Consider the following 15,765-nt stretch of genomic DNA (forward strand, 5'->3'; position numbering starts at 1 on the left):
ATCTGCGCGCACCTGTCCGGCGACTTTTCATTCCTTTGGATTGCCGGTAAGTGCAAAACATGGACATCAGCACCACCCCTGCAATGGGTACTCATTTACTTGTAGATCATTTTGGCGGTGAAGCGCTTGATAACGCGGCGCGGATCGAAACCGCCCTGAGACGCGCCGCCAAGGCCGCCGGGGCAACTGTACTGATGTGTAACCTGCATAAGTTCGGCGGCCACGGCGGGGTGACCGGGGTTCTGCTGCTGGCCGAGTCGCATATCTCGATCCACACATGGCCCGAGAAAGGCTATGCAGCCATCGACATATTCATGTGCGGTAGCGCCCGGCCCGACAAGGCCGCAGCGGCGCTGAAACAGGACCTGCGCCCAGATCGGGTCGCGGTCACGCGCGTCAGCCGGGGGTCAACGGAACCAATAATCCCACCCGTCTAGGTAGTACCCTGCCAATACATGTGTTTGTAGTGTATTTGGCCGCGCCGCAACGCGATCCATGTCCGCGCCAAACACCTGTGCCGCCTGCCAGACTTCGTTCGTCAGATAGCTTAGTGTTTCCGGCAACCTTAACGCCCGGCCCTGCAGCGGCTCGGGCGATGCCAGCACGAAACCCCATTCCCCAAAGCTGGGTACATAACTGTGATAAGGCACCGTTTGCATCCCCTGCCCCGGATTTTGCGGGTTTCGGCTGCTCTCTAACGTTTTGACCACTGACCAATAGGCCTGACGCGCGAAAAAAGGCGAACCAGCTTGAGTCACCAACAGCCCCTGCCCGCTCAGACGCTCGGCAACCAGACCATAAAACTGCCGGGTGTAGAGCCGAGACAGCGCAATGGATTTGGGATCCGGCAGATCGATAATAACAAGGTCATATATCTGGTTATCGCCTTCCAGAAACTTCCAGGCGTCATCATTGATTACGGTGACACGCGGATCGGATAGAGCGTATCCGTTCAGCGCCGAAAGGTTCGGGTGATCGCGGAAAATTTCGGTAACACGCGGGTCAAGATCTACCAGCATCACGATTTCGACCTCGGGATAGCGCAGCACTTCACGTACAGCCATGCCGTCGCCCCCACCCAGAACCAAAATGTTGGCGCGCCGAGGTGCCAGCGCCATTGCCGGGTGCACCAGCGGTTCGTGATAGCGGTGCTCATCCAGAGTGTCGAACTGTATCGAATGATCCAGAAAGAGACGCACCCGGTCGCGATAGCGGGTAACCGTGATCTGCTGATACGGCGTCGCCTCCGAGAGGATTACGTCATCCTCGAACAGTTCAGCTTCGGTCACCGAGACCAGCTTTTCTGAGTGCCACAACGCCACCATGGTCGCTGCAAAGGCCAGTGCCCAGATCACGACCTGCAAGCGGGTGGCCCAGTGCCGAAACAACAGCAGCGACATTCCGGCCACTGCCAGATTCAACCCTCCGAAAGCTAGGCTGGCCGACATCAACCCCAGATGTGGGATCACCAGCAAAGGAAAGGCTAGCGAGGCCACAAGAGCGCCCACATAATCAACGCTCAACACATTTTCAAAGCGAAACTTCGATGCTCCGATCTGTTCCAGAACCCGGGCAATAAGAGGGATTTCCATCCCGGACAGCACACCGACGGTGATCAGCGCGGCGTAGAGCGGGGTCGCGACATGACCCATCCACGCGTAGTTCAGAAACAGCACCGGAGCCATGAAGCCGCCAATGATGCCCAGCAGGATTTGTGCCCACACAAATCCGGAAAAGGCCTGTGTGACAAAGCGCGACATCCACGCCCCAACTCCCATGGCCGACAGAAATATCCCTATGACCAACGAAAACTGGCGCACCGAGTCGCCCAGCAGATAGCTAGACAGAGTCGCCGCGATCAATTCGTAGATCAGCCCTGCGATGGCGACCAGAAATGTCGCGGCCAGCAACCACGCCGAGCGTGCCTCAACCGCGCTTGATGGGGTCATGACAAGATGACTGCCGCAATGATGATCGATACAGATACAAAGAGCAGCCCGATCAGGATGGCCAGTGCGATGTTCTGATCATGCTCGATTTCCCGGACAATCGAAAATGGCGTCAACCAGTCGATGACCTTCCAGACTATCCACATCAGCGAAACGCCGAGGAAAGTGTAGAAAATGGTGCTGATGATTTCCGCGATCTGAATTGCTGCCAGATAGTCCATAGGTTCCCCGCTATTTTACGCGATTTGATCGATAATACCCGCCGCCGTCACTGCCGACGCGAACGGACCTGTCCAGATCGTCGCTCTCCGAGCCGTATCCGTGATAAGATACGTACCCTGTGGCAGCTACGGCGGCCGTTGAGATGAGAAGGAAGGCGATTCTGAAGGCTGTCACGTTAATCCTCGTCTACCCAGTCAGACCCGGACCAGCGCGCCTTTTGATGCAGTGCTTTACGTCCGAACTGAATCCCGAACAACACTCCGAATGCGACGCCCAGAAAAACCAGCCATTTGCCACTGGACAGACCAGACTTCACGTCGACCGTCAGGCGCGAGAAGGGTTGATCCGGCACGACCCCGACCCCTTTTCCACGCCACAGGCCTTGTTCGGGGGCTGTGATTGTCAGCGTATACGATCCGGTACTCTCGGAGCGGAAGACTATACGGGTCAGCGATGACCCCTCGCGCCAGCTGCCGTCTGAATCGCGGCCGGAATAAACCTCGATCGTACGCCCGGCCTCGAACACTGGTTGATCGTCGGGGTCTGTCAGCTCTATATCCAGGTAGACCCAGCTGTTGTTCACATCTCCGCGCAGAGAGATCGCCGTCAGGTTGCTGTCGGCCTGCAGCGGGATGGCCAATTCTACTGGCAAATCAACCGCGCCGATTTTTTGATTGCGCAGCACCTCGTGACCTGGCCGCGAAGAGAATATGGCGGCCATGAGCAGACACAGGACGGCAAACGCCAGAGAGCTGAATTGCAAAAATTTGTAATTCCGCCCCGCCACAAACGGCTGCAACGGATGAACGCGATGGGGTCTGAGGTCCAGCTTTGCCCCAAAAGCAACCTCGGCCTCTTTTGAGGTTACATAGATCGAGCGATAAGCCTCGCGCTCGGTTCCTGTTTGTGAAAACCCGAGCATTGCCGTGTCGGACATCGCAGACACCGTTACCGTTCGTTCACCCTTTTTCGGGCTCCAGGTAAACTCGCCTTCGACATAGGTGATCGTGCTGGTGGTCGTCTCGTAATAGCGGTACGTGCCATTGCTTGTCCTGACAGAAGGCGGATTATCCGCTGTTTCGACCCAGCGTTCGGATATCCAGCCCTCGCCGCGGTAGCGCCGGGAAAATACCAGATGACCGTTTTCCAGCGTCAGCCACGCTTAGCCATGGGTCGGGGAATAGAGTTGATGATCAATCCAGGTAAAATTGCGACCCGCCCATCGTTCGGTGTGTTCAATCAAGCCGATGATGACGAATTCGACATCATACAACACCCCGCGCATGCCGATCGACAGAGGCGTCTGGGGCCGCTTTTGATCGGTGAATGTGCGCAAGACCTTATAGTTGTCCTGCGCATCTAACTCGGACCCGCAATAAGGGCAGATCTGCACCACGACACGACCCCCGCCCAGAACATCAAGCCCGGCGCCGCAGGACGTACAGTTGATCGATGAAAGCTCGGGTGTTCGTGTCATGCGGGCTGGTGGACTTTTACGCTGAACGGGTCGTTCCAGCGTCCCTCGTACCAGGACGTGTTTTCGCCCCAAAACTCGCCGGACAACAGAACGTTTCCTTGTGCCGAAGCGTTCATGAACTCATAGGTCTCGCCGACGTTCAACTCTTCGTCGAACTGGCCGCGCAGAGCGATGCATTCGGCTTGTTCCACTTCGGTGACGGTATAGGTGGTGCCGGCAAAGTCCAGCGTCTCTCCGGGTTTGAACGGGGGTTTGACCTGCGGCATCTGATCAGTCGAGATGCGGTTTTGTTCGACCACATCGCCTTCATCGACAGATATCCATGAGATTGCCCCGTGCGGGGACACTCCGCAAAACTCATCCCAGAACCCTCGGCCATAGGAAAAGCGCGCATGCCCGACGATTAGGAAGGTTCTCGATCGCAATTCAACGGAGTCACCAAGACCAAAAAGCAGCGGCGCGTCATGCATCACACCCTGTTTTCCAGCGTGTGTGACGTGATCGTCCTTCAGAAACAGCGTGGTATCGCACGAGGCGCAGGCTACCACCTTGGCTGAGTTCAACGTAAGAGGGCATAAAGACCCGCAATTTGGGCAATTAAATTCCTTCATGCCTTCAGGTCACCCATAGCCGTGCAAAATTCAAGCTGTGATTGAGCGGATCGCCAAATTTATCCCAGACGGCCTTCAGTCGCGAGGTTGACCGAAAGGGTTTGATCCATCATCCTGCCCTGTAACAGACTGACCCGGCGCATTTATTTTCACGTCGCGGTCATTTGCTTGAATGATTGGCAAGGCCCGCATTATGTCCGATGTATCGCAGAAGCAATATGTGCTGGATACGCACAGACTGCGTGATCCTGAACAGACCCTCAAGATCGTAAAGCCGTTTTTGAAGGAGATGGGTATAACTCGGATTGCCAATCTGACCGGGCTGGACCGTGTCGGACTACCGACGGTTATGGTGGCACGCCCCAATTCTCGCTCGGTGGCAGTATCGCTTGGGAAAGGGTTGTCACTGCCAGCGGCAGAGGCGTCTGGTGTGATGGAAGCGATCGAGTCCTGGCATTCAGAGCGGGTACAGTTGCCGCAGCGGCTGGCCAGATATGCCGAGCTCGCCGAGGAGGCCGCTGTTGTGGATGTCATGCGGTTGCCGCAGGTAACCGGCGGGCGCTTTGATCCGCATGCCAATATGCTGTGGGTCCAGGGGCACGATCTGGCTGCGGGGCAAGCGTGCTGGGTTCCGTTAGAGATGGTCGATACCGATTACACTTCGGCCCCCGTGGGTGGGCAGGCGGCTTTTCCCCGCACTACGAATGGGCTTGCGTCGGGCAACAACCTGTCCGAGGCGAGCTGTCACGCGATCTGTGAACTGATCGAACGAGACGCCACAACCCTTTGGCATCATCGACCCGGAAGCCCACGCCTTGATCCCGATAGCGTCGACGATACCCGGTGCCGTCAGGCCATCGAGATGATTGAGTCTGCCGGGCTTGAGATCGGGCTGTGGAATACAACCTCGGATGTCGGAATTGCCAGTTTTCGCTGCGTGATCTGCGAGGCTGGCGGGCAACCCGGCCATATCGGTATCGGGGACGGGTGCCACCCTGATCGCGCTATTGCTCTGTTGCGGGCGCTGACCGAGGCGGCCCAGACGCGTCTGACCTATATCTCGGGCGCGCGGGACGACCTCGACCCAGCCGAGTTCACCGATGCGGCCAAGTCGGAAAGGGGCCGCTTTGTGCGTGATCTGATCGACGGCACCGCGGCAGATCAGAAGTTCGGTGATTGCCCTTCATATGTGACCGCGTCATTCGAAGACGATTTGTCCTTGCTCATGCAGCGGCTTGCGGCCATGGGCGTCCCTCAGGTTGTAACAGTCGACCTGTCCCGTCCCCGGTTTGACATTGCAGTGGTCCGCGCGGTTATTCCCGGGCTTGAGGCGCCACATGATGAACCGGATTTTATTCCCGGCCCACGGGCTCAGTCGATTGCGGAAGGGCTCTCATGACGGCAGTGATTTTTGTGGGGCCAACCCTTGCGCCGGATGCAGTCTCGGCCTGCCTGAATGCCACGATCCTGCCACCCGTACAGCAAGGTGACGTCTATCGCGTTGCGCGTGACCAACCCGATGCGATTGGGATTATTGACGGGTTTTTCGAAGGGGTACCCTCGGTCTGGCACAAAGAAATTCTGTGGGCGATGGAACAGGGAATTCCGGTGTTTGGCAGTGCCAGTATGGGCGCTCTGCGTGCGGCTGAACTGGCCGATTTTGGCATGATCGGTGTTGGGCGTATCTTCGAAGACTACCTAAACGGCGTTCTACACGACGACGATGAAGTCGCAGTGTTGCACAGCCCCGCCGAGTTGGGGTTTCAGCCGCTGAGCGAACCAATGGTGTCGGTTCGGGCGACTGTGGACAAAGCCGAGAAAGTGGGCGTCCTTTCTGCTGATTCAGCCGCTCGTCTGCTGCAACACGCTAAGGCGATAAACTACCGTCAGCGTGTCTGGCCAGATATTGTGGGCGCGATGCAGGCGTTGCCGGAAATTTCAGAGTTTGAGGAATGGTTGCCCAATGAGCGCATCGACGCCAAGGCCGAAGACGCCCGCGCCATGTTGACACGTATGGCCGAACACCTCGGTTGTGCCCCCCTGCCCCCGTTGGAAGCCGTGCGCACCGAACCCACGTTGATGTGGAAAGCCCTATGCGCGCGTGTCGATGGTCAAAAACCCGCCGCAGATCGCGCCGTTGTTGATGAATTGCGTTTGAACCCGACGTTGTTCAGCGAAATACGAGATCGCGCCGCTCTCGCCCTGTTGTCGCAGGAAGACGCCATGAGGCAGGGGCGAACCCCTGAGCGAGCCGAACTGGTCAGGCAGATGGAGGATCACCGGACCAATTCTGGTTTGACGCTGCGGTCGGAACTGATGGAATGGATCGACGCGAATGACCTAACTGCAGAAACCTATGAGGCAATGCTAACGGACGCCGCTCATGTTGATGCGGCCGTCACGGCCCGCGCGGATCGACTGGAGGCACAATTGGTGTCGGAATTGCGTCGTTTGGACCTGTACGCGGACTTGCGAAGCCGAGCATCCAGCAAGGCAAAACACGCGATGCCCAAGTTCACGACCGGAGTTGATCGTCTTAGGGCGCTGTTGTGGTATTTTGAAACTCGCCTTGACCAGGGGGTGCCTGATGATCTTGACTCTTACGCAGTGTCGCTTGGTCTGACCGGGCGGGACGCGTTTAATGAACTGATAGAAGCCGAGTTTTTATTTTGCCATAGGGGCGCCGACCCGGAAGACCCCTCCAGCTAGCTGGAAAGGTTCTTCGGGCGCGGTACGGGAGGGCGTTTTATGAATGTATCCGAACAGATCGAAGAAGAGGAACCGGGCACCCGTTTCCTGCTGTATCCGCAATCTCCGTTTCTCGAACCTAATGCACAACTTGAATTGGTCGAGGTTTCTGCACCACAAGGTAGCATCGGACCGGGTCCATCCGGGCCGCGCATGTACACCGTCAATCCGGTCGGAAAAACCACCCCGTACGGGGCCATTGTGCCGGGGCCAGACGGGCCGGGAATGTACCTACCCCCATGGGACGGTTACGTTCAGCCACCCGCCGTTCCGGACGAGTTTGGTAATTTCATCCATATCGACCCGACCGATCCCGCATTTGAAGCGGCCCATCTGTTTGGCTCGGCCCACTTCACTATGGACGTCTGGCAGGGCTATTTCGACCGCCCGATCCCCTGGCATTTTGCTCGTGATTTTGACCGGCTGGAGCTGTCCTTGCTGCCCAGCCTTGATAACGCGCATATCGGCTGGGGGTTCCTGGAAACCGGCGGCACACATGAACACGGCAATGAATATCGCCCCTACAGCCTGAACTTCGACGTGGTCGCGCATGAGATCGGACATGCCATAATCTACAGCGTGATCGGCATACCCTCGGATGGGGATGCGTCGGGCGAATACTACGGGTTTCATGAATCGGCCGCTGATCTGGTGGCCTTGCTTGCCTCGTTACATTTCGGATCGGTTGTTGAGGATCTGCTCGAGAACACTCGCGGTAATCTTTACACGTTCAACCGCCTCAGCCGGTTTGCCGAATTGTCGGAAAATGCGCAGATCCGGATTGCGACAAACAATCGAACCCTATCAGAATTCGCTGCTGGATGGTCCAGTGAACACGCCCTGTCGGAACCATTGACTGGTGCTATGTTCGACATTTTTATCGATATCTATCACGAGCGCCTTCTGGTGCACGGGCTTATCTCACCAGAGGAAGAGGACCTGTCGGACAAACTGGAAGACTCGCCGGAGTACAGCGAGGTGATGCAGCGCATATTCGACAATCGATATGCTGAAAACCCCGAAGGTTTCCGCATCGCACTGCTTGAGGCGCGTGATTTTCTGGGCACCTATCTGGCCGATGCGTGGGAAATGCTGGACGCCGACATGCTGAGCTATTTCGGGGTGGAAAAGGCCCTGCTTGCGGTGGACCAGGAAATCACCGGTGGCGCATTTATCAATATAATCGAGGGCAACTTTCGCATGCGGGACATTGGCCTAACGACCGCAGGGCCGCGCCTGCCCGATCCCGAAGGGGACAGCCATTCGCATTCAGTTCGGACACAGGTGCCCGGGTAACGTGTAAAATCCTTTATTTTGAAGTGGTTTTATGGCATCTAGAAACGGGATGATTTTTTGGATTTCCTGACCCGGCATTCAACCGGGTTGTATTGAGGGGGGTTCGGTTGCCAGGCTGCTGGACCCGCAGTTGGGAGATGAGTTTATGGCAGAGACATTGCTCAGTTTTTCTGAAGTGCTGATTTACGGACGTGAATTATCGGATTTGAGTTACACCCGCGTTCCAAAAGGCGGTAAGGGTGACAACAAACATTTGGACAAACAATTTGCGGTTCCGGGTAACGAAAAACCGGTGTTCGCAAAGATTTACGGCTTCGCCTTTGAGGGCGCCTACTATGACCTTCCTGAGCCAGTGATTTTTATGGTGCATGGCAAAGGTGAAGAAGTTGCCAAAACAAATGAACCACCCAACCATGCATCCAGAGCACCGCAAGAGCCCAGCTTGGGCGGTGTGGCCGCCGCGGACTATCAAATGGCCGACGATATCAGGGTCTGGCGGTATGACAAAGCCGATCAAACCATGCGTATGGACGTTATGACCGGCCAGTTCGAACAAGTGTTGTTGGATGTCTGTCTGGGCGATGGCCCGGGCGTAAGCGGTGCCCGTGTCAGTGGCGCACGCGTAAGTGGTGCCCGCGTCAGCGGGGCCCGCGTGAGTGGTGCCCGTGTCAGCGGAGCCAGAGTCAGCGGTGCTCGTGCGCGGGGCTCAGAAGACTGACGCTGGATTTATACCAGGATAAGTTCGCAACAGGCCCTGTCTCAGCAGGGCCTGCTTCTTTCAGAACCCTGCCTTTTTCAAACCTTCAACAAAATGCTGTGTGTCTTCTTCCAGCTTGTCCGGTTGAACAGTTTCCCAACGTGCCAGAGAAAAGTTCGGGTGTGCGACCCGATGCTTGTCCGCTATTTGACGGGCAAGGTCTGTTTGGCCAAGCTGCGCATAGCTTGCCGCCAACAAACGTTGCCCCTCCGTCGGGTTGTTCATCTTGTTGACGGCCTCAATTGAGTCCTCATAGCGCCTGAGATTGAAATACGCCCCGCCCAGATGCCACAAATACTGATCCGGGAAATAGGGGTTCAGGCGCATCGCTTGCTGAAGGTGCGTAATTGCCGTTTCGTTATCGCCGGAATGGGCCAACGCGTCAGCGAAATCCGAATGCATGTCTGCATCATTTGGGTTCAACGCCAGCGCGCGCTTATAGGATTGCAAGGCTGCATCATGTTCTTTGCGATACAAATGCACATAGCCCAATTCGCCGAATCCACGCGCATCCGTCGGATCCAGATCGATAGCGCGTTGCGCAAAGGACAAGGCCCGATCCAGCGCATCGGTGGGGTTTTCCGACCACGAATAGCGCCAATCGATATTCAACGTGCGCGACAGCGCCGCCGCCGCACGGGCATAGCGCTCGTCTCGCTCTAGCGCAGTTTGGTAGAAGTTCTGCGCTTTGCGATTATCGTTCCGTGTGTATTTGAAGATATGATACTGGCCCTGAAGAACCGAGCCATACGCCTCAAGGTCGGCCGGAATGGCTTGAATCATGCGTTGTTTTTCATGTGACTCGATCATCACCGCAGTTGCGGCCACAATGCATTCCGTCACTTCGTCCAGAATGTCGAATATGTCATCAATTTTGCGATCAAACCGTTCGCCCCAAATGGTGCGTTCTGTGGTTGCATCAATCAGTTCCGCCGTAATCCGAATACGGCTTGCCGACCGGCGCACACTGCCGCGAGCAACATAGCGCACGTTCAGCTTTTGAGCGGCCTCTTTCGGAGGCATAGTCTGCGTCTTGAAGAAAAAGGACGAGTTCCGGGCGATAACGAACAGATTGCGGAACTTGGACAGGTTCATGATGATGTCGTCTGTCATGCCTTCGGCAATCCAGCTGTCCGACTCGTCACCTCCGTGGCTGCTAAAAGGAAGAACTGCCACCGAAGGTGTGTCCGGGCGCTCTAATATATCTCCGGGCAAGTCCGGGCGCATTGTCCCTGCCATAGTAGCGCCCGCAACCTCGCTGCGCACACAATAGATCGACACGGGGGAAAGAATGTTCTTGAGGTGCTTTGGCCCAAGAAACTCATAGCCATACCTCAGACGGTTGCAGACCTGGTCGTAAACGGCCGAGCTGACGTAAACCCTTTCAGGTTCAGCGATTTCCTGAAGCCGGGCTGCGATATTGACGTTGTCGCCGTGAATGCCGCGATCGTCGATCAGAATTTCACCCAGATGGACGCCGGCGCGAAAGTTGATTCGCTGGTTGTCACTGCGCGTCTGATTGTGCTGGCTGGCGATACGGTGCAGTTCCACCCCAAACTCCACCGCGCTGGTGGCGGTTTCAAACAGCGCCAGAATACCGTCACCCCGAACCTCGACAACCCGACCATTGAAGCGGGCACACGTTTCTTCAAGCTGAGATAGCAATGATTTCAGTGCGTTATACGTGTCGAGCTCATTCTCGCTCATCAAACGCGAATAGCCCACGACGTCGGCAAACAAAACCGCGCCCAGCCTCTGCGTTATCGAAAGATTTGAACTCGTGGTGCTCACATTCGTTACTCGTCTAGCGGGTTATCTAAGAACCCGATGTCACCTTACAGCAAAATTTGCTTTTGCAGTTAGGAAGCAAAACCATCCCCATTAGTCACACTTATCAACCTGCGGTGGCCAAGACCAGCCAGGGGAACTATTCGGCCCAAATGTAACAATAGTTCCGGGGTCGAGCTCGTTCGCTAGATCCTGTCGTAGTTCCATCCAGTCCTGTTTGAGAACACCTACGACGACCATGTCGTAAAACGCACCGTCAGCGAACCAGGCCTGTCGCATGTTTCCTTCGACCTTACATCCCAACCGGGCCACAAGGTCGCGGCTGATGTTGTTGTCGGCACGGTAATAGGATGTCAGCCGGTTCAGGCCCAGCTGGCGAAAGGCGAAATCGACAACCAAAGCGGTCGCCCTAATGGCAAGACCAAGGCGTCGGGCTGACTTCTCAACGAACATCGCGATAATCGCGTCTCTGTTTATCGGTGAAATCGCCTCCAGGCCAGATAGCCCTAGAATTTGCCCGTCTTCGGATTCGACGACGAACCAGTGCTTGCACTTGTTGTCATTGGCCTCAAAAGCATCTCGCCAGACGTCTTCTGTCTGGGCCAGATTAAACGGCATCCGGGACGTTCGGTCAAAGCGGGCCAGATCGTCAATGTCCTGAAACCAAGGCGTTACAACCTCAATATCCGCTTTTTCCAGGGGTCGCAGCTTGAATACGATGGGAGGTTTGTCTGGCAATGGAAAAACTACCTTCAATCAATGGTAAAAATTATGCTTTTCGGACGATAACATAAATTCATCAAAATTACGAAACGGGAATACCGGACTTTGCAGGGCGATTCTACCACCCATGCCGGGTGGAGAAACAGCTACCGGGAACAGCGACTGACCCACCGGAATTGGTCCATCCAGACAACCGTAAGTGGATTGTGCTTTAGCCGTAAAGGGTCGCCGAAGGTTTTCGGGTCATCTATGTTTGCGGTGTCAAAATTGTAGACCCCGGTGTCGGTCAGTGCCGGGGCATCCTCGTCTTTCATTGCGACGAAAGTCGCTTTGACCGTTTCATAACCGATATCGACAGAATCTTGGATGGTGCCCTGCCCTCAACCCGTTGTTGATTGCGTCTTTCTGTGTATTTCCGCTGTCGTCATCGACGATAACCAGACCATTTGCATCCAAATTCTGCACCCCTTTCACCACACCTATAGCGGAACCTTCATTTGCTCTAAAAGCGCCGATGAGGTCCAGTTTGGTGCTCGGGTTATCGCCACTGATATCAATGAAGCGGCCTTGTCCAGATCGTCATCGCTTAGTTCATTCAAAATGATCAGGGGGTCATTGCCACCCAATTCCAGCGCTTGACGCTTTTACCCGGCCTTCGAGGCCATCAGTTACCCACAGGAACACCGCCGGTGAAGGCAATGATGTCTATGTTTTCGTTCGAAATCATCTCATCGCCGATGTCATGCCGCCAGCCGGTGACGACCTGAAACATCTCGGGCGGCAGCCAGGCTTCGTAGAGAATATCTGCCAGCGTCAGCGCCGTCAGCGGGAACCGTTCCGACGACCTCATTGGTATAGGGGTAATGCACGGGCACAGCTTTTTCAGTGGAAACCACCTGCCCCCAATGCGCATGCCTTCGTTGCGAATTTCAGTTGTGCTCATGATCCCGTCCATTGTTACTGCACCGCCGCTGTGGTGGCATAGAAAAAGGAGGCAAAGTTACGCAGATCGGACGTATTGCCCAGGTCGACGACGCGGTTGACGAAAAAGGGCACTTCCTGTGTTCGGTAAGGCCGCCATGGCTGCGCAGGGGTTCTATCAGCGCCACCAGATCATGCCGGTCCGCCGAAGTGCCGATGGTCATGTTCTCACCCGAGATCATGGCGATGTCCCCGATCCGGTCGGCGGGCAACTCAAAGCGCCGGATCGCCCCTTCCATGTCGACCACAAGTATCATGTCGCCGATTGCATCCAATTTGGCCATGATGTCAGCCTTGTTCGCGCCTTCGGGCAGGCAAGCCGTGGCAAACGAACCGACCGCCCCGTGATGTACCACGCAGGGGTCGGTGATCGGCGGGATCACGCGGGCAGCGCCTTTGCCCAGCCAGTCATCCACTAGATTCTAGACATAGATCACGTTCGGCGATCCATCGGCACGGTGTTTAGGTTTCATACCGTGATCTGCCGTGACAAAAATGGCCGCGCCCATTTCATCCAGTTGCGCAAGATTCCGTTCGAACATAGCATAAAAGTCTAGCGCACCCTGCTGATCAGGGGCGAAGGTGTGCTGGATGTAGTCGGTGATCGACAGATACATGATATCCGGCTTGAATTCTCTCGGCAGTTTGACACCGGCGGCGAATACAAACTCGGAAAGGTCTGCCGAATAAACCTCGGGGACCGGCATGCCCAGCCACTCGCTGGCGTTGTCGATGCCATGTACGGCTTTGGTTGTTTCACCGGACCGCTCAGACGAAAACGCAACCGCGCGATCTTCGTCAAACTTCAGGCCCGCACCCAGCAAGGCCCGCAGCTTGTCTTTCGCCGTGACCACGGCAACGCGGTACCCTGCATCCTAAAACTGAGAGAAAAAAGTTGGCGCGCGCAGGAAGCGAACGTCAATCACTATCCCTTCTTCACCACTGTCCGGGTCGATCAGGTAGTTGCCGCAAATTCCGCGCACAATCGGTGGGTGATCGGTCGCAATCGACAAGTTGTTGGGGTTGGTAAAGGACGGGATGACCGAGTAGGCCAGACGGTCGGTTCCGGTTTCCCGTATTCGCTTAAACCTCGGCATCAGCCTCTTGGCGATGGCCACGTCCAGATACTCCGGCTCACACCCGTCCAGATAAATCGCAATGGCAGAACCTTGGGTTGCAGGTAAACCCGTTCATTTGCAGTGATTGGGGCGTGCAATGTCATCTTTTGGCCCTTGGTTATGATGTCTGTGCCAAAGGTCAGGTTGGGTTGAATTCAAGCCACTTTCGGAGATGAGGCTCGCGTGTTATCCAAAGTGGTCAGAAATGCCTCTTTCGTTCCCGCAAAGTTCTGGCCTCGCTCTCCGACGAAGGCCTCATTGATGATGTCTAGGCGCTAGCTGTCAAATATCCCATAATCGGAAAATCAGGTGGCGACCCGTAGGTCGGTTAGGAACTTGTCCAGACCTTCCGAGCCCACCATTAGTTCCGGCCCAAATATGTCTTGCAGCGCGTTCTGTCGAAACCCGCCGATTCCGACCACAGTCCGCAGGATGACCGGCAGGGAGAATAGGCACGCGATACCGTGCTGCACACCCCATTTCAGCGTGATGGGGTAGGACAGGTTATGCGCTATCGCGGTCTATTTGTTGGAACACGCCAAACCCGCGCTTAGCGCCGCTTCTGCTATCCGGGTGCGCAGATCCAGATTACCCGGATCGCCGAGCAATACGGGAAGCGTGTACAAAACCTGTTTGGCGGTAGCTACTGCGTGCCAGGCGAAATCGGATTGGCATTAATGTTCCGGATACTCTCCAGTGCATGCGAAAGCGTATCGAGCCCTGTGGCCAGCGTCAGCCCATAGGGTTTGTTCACCATGAGCTCGGGATCAAAAACCGCCGCTTCCGGGTAGAGGCTGGGGCGTGCCAGAGAGTATTTCCGCCCCTTTTCCTCATGCCAGACCGTCGCCCAACAGGTCACTTCGCTGCCTATACCCGCCGTTGTAGGGAAAGCAATTATAGGAATGGATGATAGCGTTTCGGCACCTGACTTGGTCTCAAGAAACAGAGCTACTTTATCGACACCCCCTCCAGCGGCGGCATGTACATCCGGGTTGGGCGCGACATCACCGATGATCAGCGAGGCAGGTCCGGCTATTCAGCCAGCTTGTCTGTTAGCGCCTCAGACCGCGCATAGCGGTAGGTCACCAATGTATAGGATCGGTCAGCGATCAACCGTGGCAATTCGCGAACGGTCCCGGATCCAAGTAGAGTGCTGACCGGATTGGAATATGCCCACATAAGTAGTCTTACTAGAGTGGCAGAGGCACATGATTGCCTGCAATCCGCCGAATATTTATTCATCGGTCCAATAGATTGATTGCATAAAAACTATTGAAGTAACCAATAGTGTGGTCGAAGTAAATTCACGGCCCTTGATCAAAATCTTCATGACAACATTGCTGGTAAAGGGCTTGGAAATCCGCCACTCATTTTGTATTTTGGATACAAGTTTCCAGCACCCGAGACCATCTGAATGCCCAGAACCCGCGCGATCCCCCGACAAAGCCTGCCGGATGTTATCACCAACGATCTACGCGAGCGGATTCTGAGTGGTGAAATGGCCGAAGGCGAGACCATCCGTCAGGAGGCCTTGGCCGAGGATTATGACGTGTCACGCATGCCGATCCGCGAAGCGTTAAAACGGTTGGATGCAGAAGGGTTAGTGCAACTGACCAACAATCGCGGCGCCGCCGTCACCACGCATTCCCTGTCCGAGATCGGCGAGATTTTTGACTTACGTGTTCTGTTGGAAGTGGACCTGTTTCAACGTGCGATCCCACAGATGACAACAACCAACTATACCGAATGTGAACGCATTCTGGTCGAGATGGAAAAGTCCTATGACGCCTATGATGTGGGTCGTTGGGGCAGTCTGAACAATGCATATCACATGGCGCTGTACGCCGCGGCTGGCCGCGGATTGACCAATGAAATTCTACAGCGCGTCAATGTGCAATCCGACCGCTATGTCCGCATGCATCTAAGCGTGATGGAGCAACGCGACCCCGCCAAGAAGGATCACCGAGAACTGTTGTCCCTGGCCCGCGCGGGTCGCGCCAAGGACGCCTGCGACCTGCTGACCAAGCATATCCAGCGCACCAAGCAGCAGCTGTTGGAGATGATCATCTCCACCCGAAAAGTGGACTAGGCCAGG

19 protein-coding genes are annotated in these 15,765 nt (G+C 55.7%); 6 read left to right on the forward strand and 13 right to left on the reverse strand.

Translation table 11 applies throughout. The features are described from left to right. Window positions 1-59 precede the first annotated feature (59 nt). Window positions 60-437 carry an adenosylmethionine decarboxylase gene (speD, locus tag ACR0IY_RS12120; RefSeq protein ID WP_480673591.1) on the forward strand — a complete coding sequence of 126 codons (378 nt, stop codon included), beginning with the start codon at window positions 60-62 and terminating at the stop codon, window positions 435-437. Here speD and ACR0IY_RS12125 read toward each other — a convergent pair. The 5 genes from ACR0IY_RS12125 to ACR0IY_RS12145 form a co-directional block, all read right to left on the reverse strand. Continuing rightward, window positions 408-1,949, reverse strand: a complete 1,542-nt coding sequence (locus ACR0IY_RS12125) for a polyamine aminopropyltransferase (RefSeq protein ID WP_480673593.1) — start codon at window positions 1,947-1,949, stop codon at window positions 408-410. The genes speD and ACR0IY_RS12125 overlap by 30 nt on opposite strands. Next, window positions 1,946-2,170, reverse strand: coding sequence for a DUF350 domain-containing protein (locus ACR0IY_RS12130; RefSeq protein ID WP_480673595.1), 225 nt, complete (start codon window positions 2,168-2,170; stop codon window positions 1,946-1,948). Before ACR0IY_RS12130 ends, ACR0IY_RS12125 begins: the two co-directional genes overlap by 4 nt. Before the next feature lie 176 nt (window positions 2,171-2,346). After that, complete coding sequence (locus ACR0IY_RS12135) at window positions 2,347-3,108, reverse strand: hypothetical protein (RefSeq protein WP_480673597.1); 762 nt, start codon at window positions 3,106-3,108, stop codon at window positions 2,347-2,349. A 225-nt stretch (window positions 3,109-3,333) separates the two neighbouring features. Beyond that, window positions 3,334-3,648 (reverse strand): hypothetical protein, encoded by a 315-nt coding sequence (locus tag ACR0IY_RS12140; RefSeq protein WP_480673599.1) that lies wholly within the window; start codon window positions 3,646-3,648, stop codon window positions 3,334-3,336. Next, window positions 3,645-4,259: a DUF4178 domain-containing protein gene (locus tag ACR0IY_RS12145; RefSeq protein ID WP_480673601.1), complete on the reverse strand. Its 615-nt coding sequence runs from the start codon at window positions 4,257-4,259 to the stop codon at window positions 3,645-3,647. The genes ACR0IY_RS12140 and ACR0IY_RS12145 overlap by 4 nt, the downstream gene beginning before the upstream one ends. A 193-nt stretch (window positions 4,260-4,452) precedes the next feature. On the opposite strand from ACR0IY_RS12145, the gene ACR0IY_RS12150 reads away from it, so the two are divergent. The 4 genes from ACR0IY_RS12150 to ACR0IY_RS12165 all read left to right on the forward strand — a co-directional run bounded on the left by ACR0IY_RS12150 (window position 4,453) and on the right by ACR0IY_RS12165 (window position 9,021). Further along, window positions 4,453-5,658, forward strand: coding sequence for a YcaO-like family protein (locus tag ACR0IY_RS12150; protein WP_480673603.1), 1,206 nt, complete (start codon window positions 4,453-4,455; stop codon window positions 5,656-5,658). Next, entirely contained in the window at window positions 5,655-6,968 is a 1,314-nt protein-coding gene (locus ACR0IY_RS12155; protein ID WP_480673605.1) for a TfuA-like protein, read from the forward strand. The genes ACR0IY_RS12150 and ACR0IY_RS12155 overlap by 4 nt, the downstream gene beginning before the upstream one ends. Window positions 6,969-7,007: 39 nt before the next feature. Beyond that, window positions 7,008-8,303, forward strand: a complete 1,296-nt coding sequence (locus ACR0IY_RS12160) for a gluzincin family metallopeptidase (protein WP_480673607.1) — start codon at window positions 7,008-7,010, stop codon at window positions 8,301-8,303. Window positions 8,304-8,448: 145 nt separating this feature from the next. After that, window positions 8,449-9,021 (forward strand): hypothetical protein, encoded by a 573-nt coding sequence (locus tag ACR0IY_RS12165; RefSeq protein WP_480673609.1) that lies wholly within the window; start codon window positions 8,449-8,451, stop codon window positions 9,019-9,021. A 60-nt stretch (window positions 9,022-9,081) separates the two neighbouring features. Here ACR0IY_RS12165 and ACR0IY_RS12170 read toward each other — a convergent pair whose 3' ends face one another. The 8 genes from ACR0IY_RS12170 to ACR0IY_RS12205 form a co-directional block, all read right to left on the reverse strand. Beyond that, entirely contained in the window at window positions 9,082-10,851 is a 1,770-nt protein-coding gene (locus tag ACR0IY_RS12170) for a tetratricopeptide repeat protein (RefSeq protein ID WP_480673611.1), read from the reverse strand. Between the two features lie 90 nt (window positions 10,852-10,941). Continuing rightward, window positions 10,942-11,586 carry a GNAT family N-acetyltransferase gene (locus ACR0IY_RS12175; protein WP_480673613.1) on the reverse strand — a complete coding sequence of 215 codons (645 nt, stop codon included), beginning with the start codon at window positions 11,584-11,586 and terminating at the stop codon, window positions 10,942-10,944. 649 nt (window positions 11,587-12,235) lie between these two features. After that, window positions 12,236-12,514: an aldehyde dehydrogenase family protein gene (locus ACR0IY_RS12180; protein WP_480673615.1), complete on the reverse strand. Its 279-nt coding sequence runs from the start codon at window positions 12,512-12,514 to the stop codon at window positions 12,236-12,238. After that, window positions 12,501-12,968: a hypothetical protein gene (locus tag ACR0IY_RS12185; RefSeq protein ID WP_480673617.1), complete on the reverse strand. Its 468-nt coding sequence runs from the start codon at window positions 12,966-12,968 to the stop codon at window positions 12,501-12,503. Before ACR0IY_RS12185 ends, ACR0IY_RS12180 begins: the two co-directional genes overlap by 14 nt. 6 nt (window positions 12,969-12,974) lie before the next feature. After that, window positions 12,975-13,406, reverse strand: coding sequence for an alkaline phosphatase family protein (locus ACR0IY_RS12190; RefSeq protein WP_480673619.1), 432 nt, complete (start codon window positions 13,404-13,406; stop codon window positions 12,975-12,977). A 21-nt stretch (window positions 13,407-13,427) separates the two neighbouring features. Further along, complete coding sequence (locus tag ACR0IY_RS12195) at window positions 13,428-13,670, reverse strand: alkaline phosphatase family protein (protein WP_480673621.1); 243 nt, start codon at window positions 13,668-13,670, stop codon at window positions 13,428-13,430. A 305-nt stretch (window positions 13,671-13,975) separates the two neighbouring features. Beyond that, entirely contained in the window at window positions 13,976-14,143 is a 168-nt protein-coding gene (locus tag ACR0IY_RS12200; protein ID WP_480673623.1) for a hypothetical protein, read from the reverse strand. A 170-nt stretch (window positions 14,144-14,313) separates the two neighbouring features. Next, on the reverse strand, window positions 14,314-14,706 hold the full coding sequence (locus ACR0IY_RS12205) for an iron-containing alcohol dehydrogenase (RefSeq protein ID WP_480674041.1): 393 nt from the start codon (window positions 14,704-14,706) through the stop codon (window positions 14,314-14,316). 378 nt (window positions 14,707-15,084) lie between these two features. Here ACR0IY_RS12205 and ACR0IY_RS12210 point away from each other — a divergent pair, with 378 nt between their 5' ends. Then, complete coding sequence (locus ACR0IY_RS12210; RefSeq protein ID WP_480673625.1) at window positions 15,085-15,759, forward strand: GntR family transcriptional regulator; 675 nt, start codon at window positions 15,085-15,087, stop codon at window positions 15,757-15,759. The last annotated feature ends 6 nt before the right edge of the window (window positions 15,760-15,765 follow it).

It is taken from the genome of Ruegeria sp. BC1 (assembly GCF_056539305.1).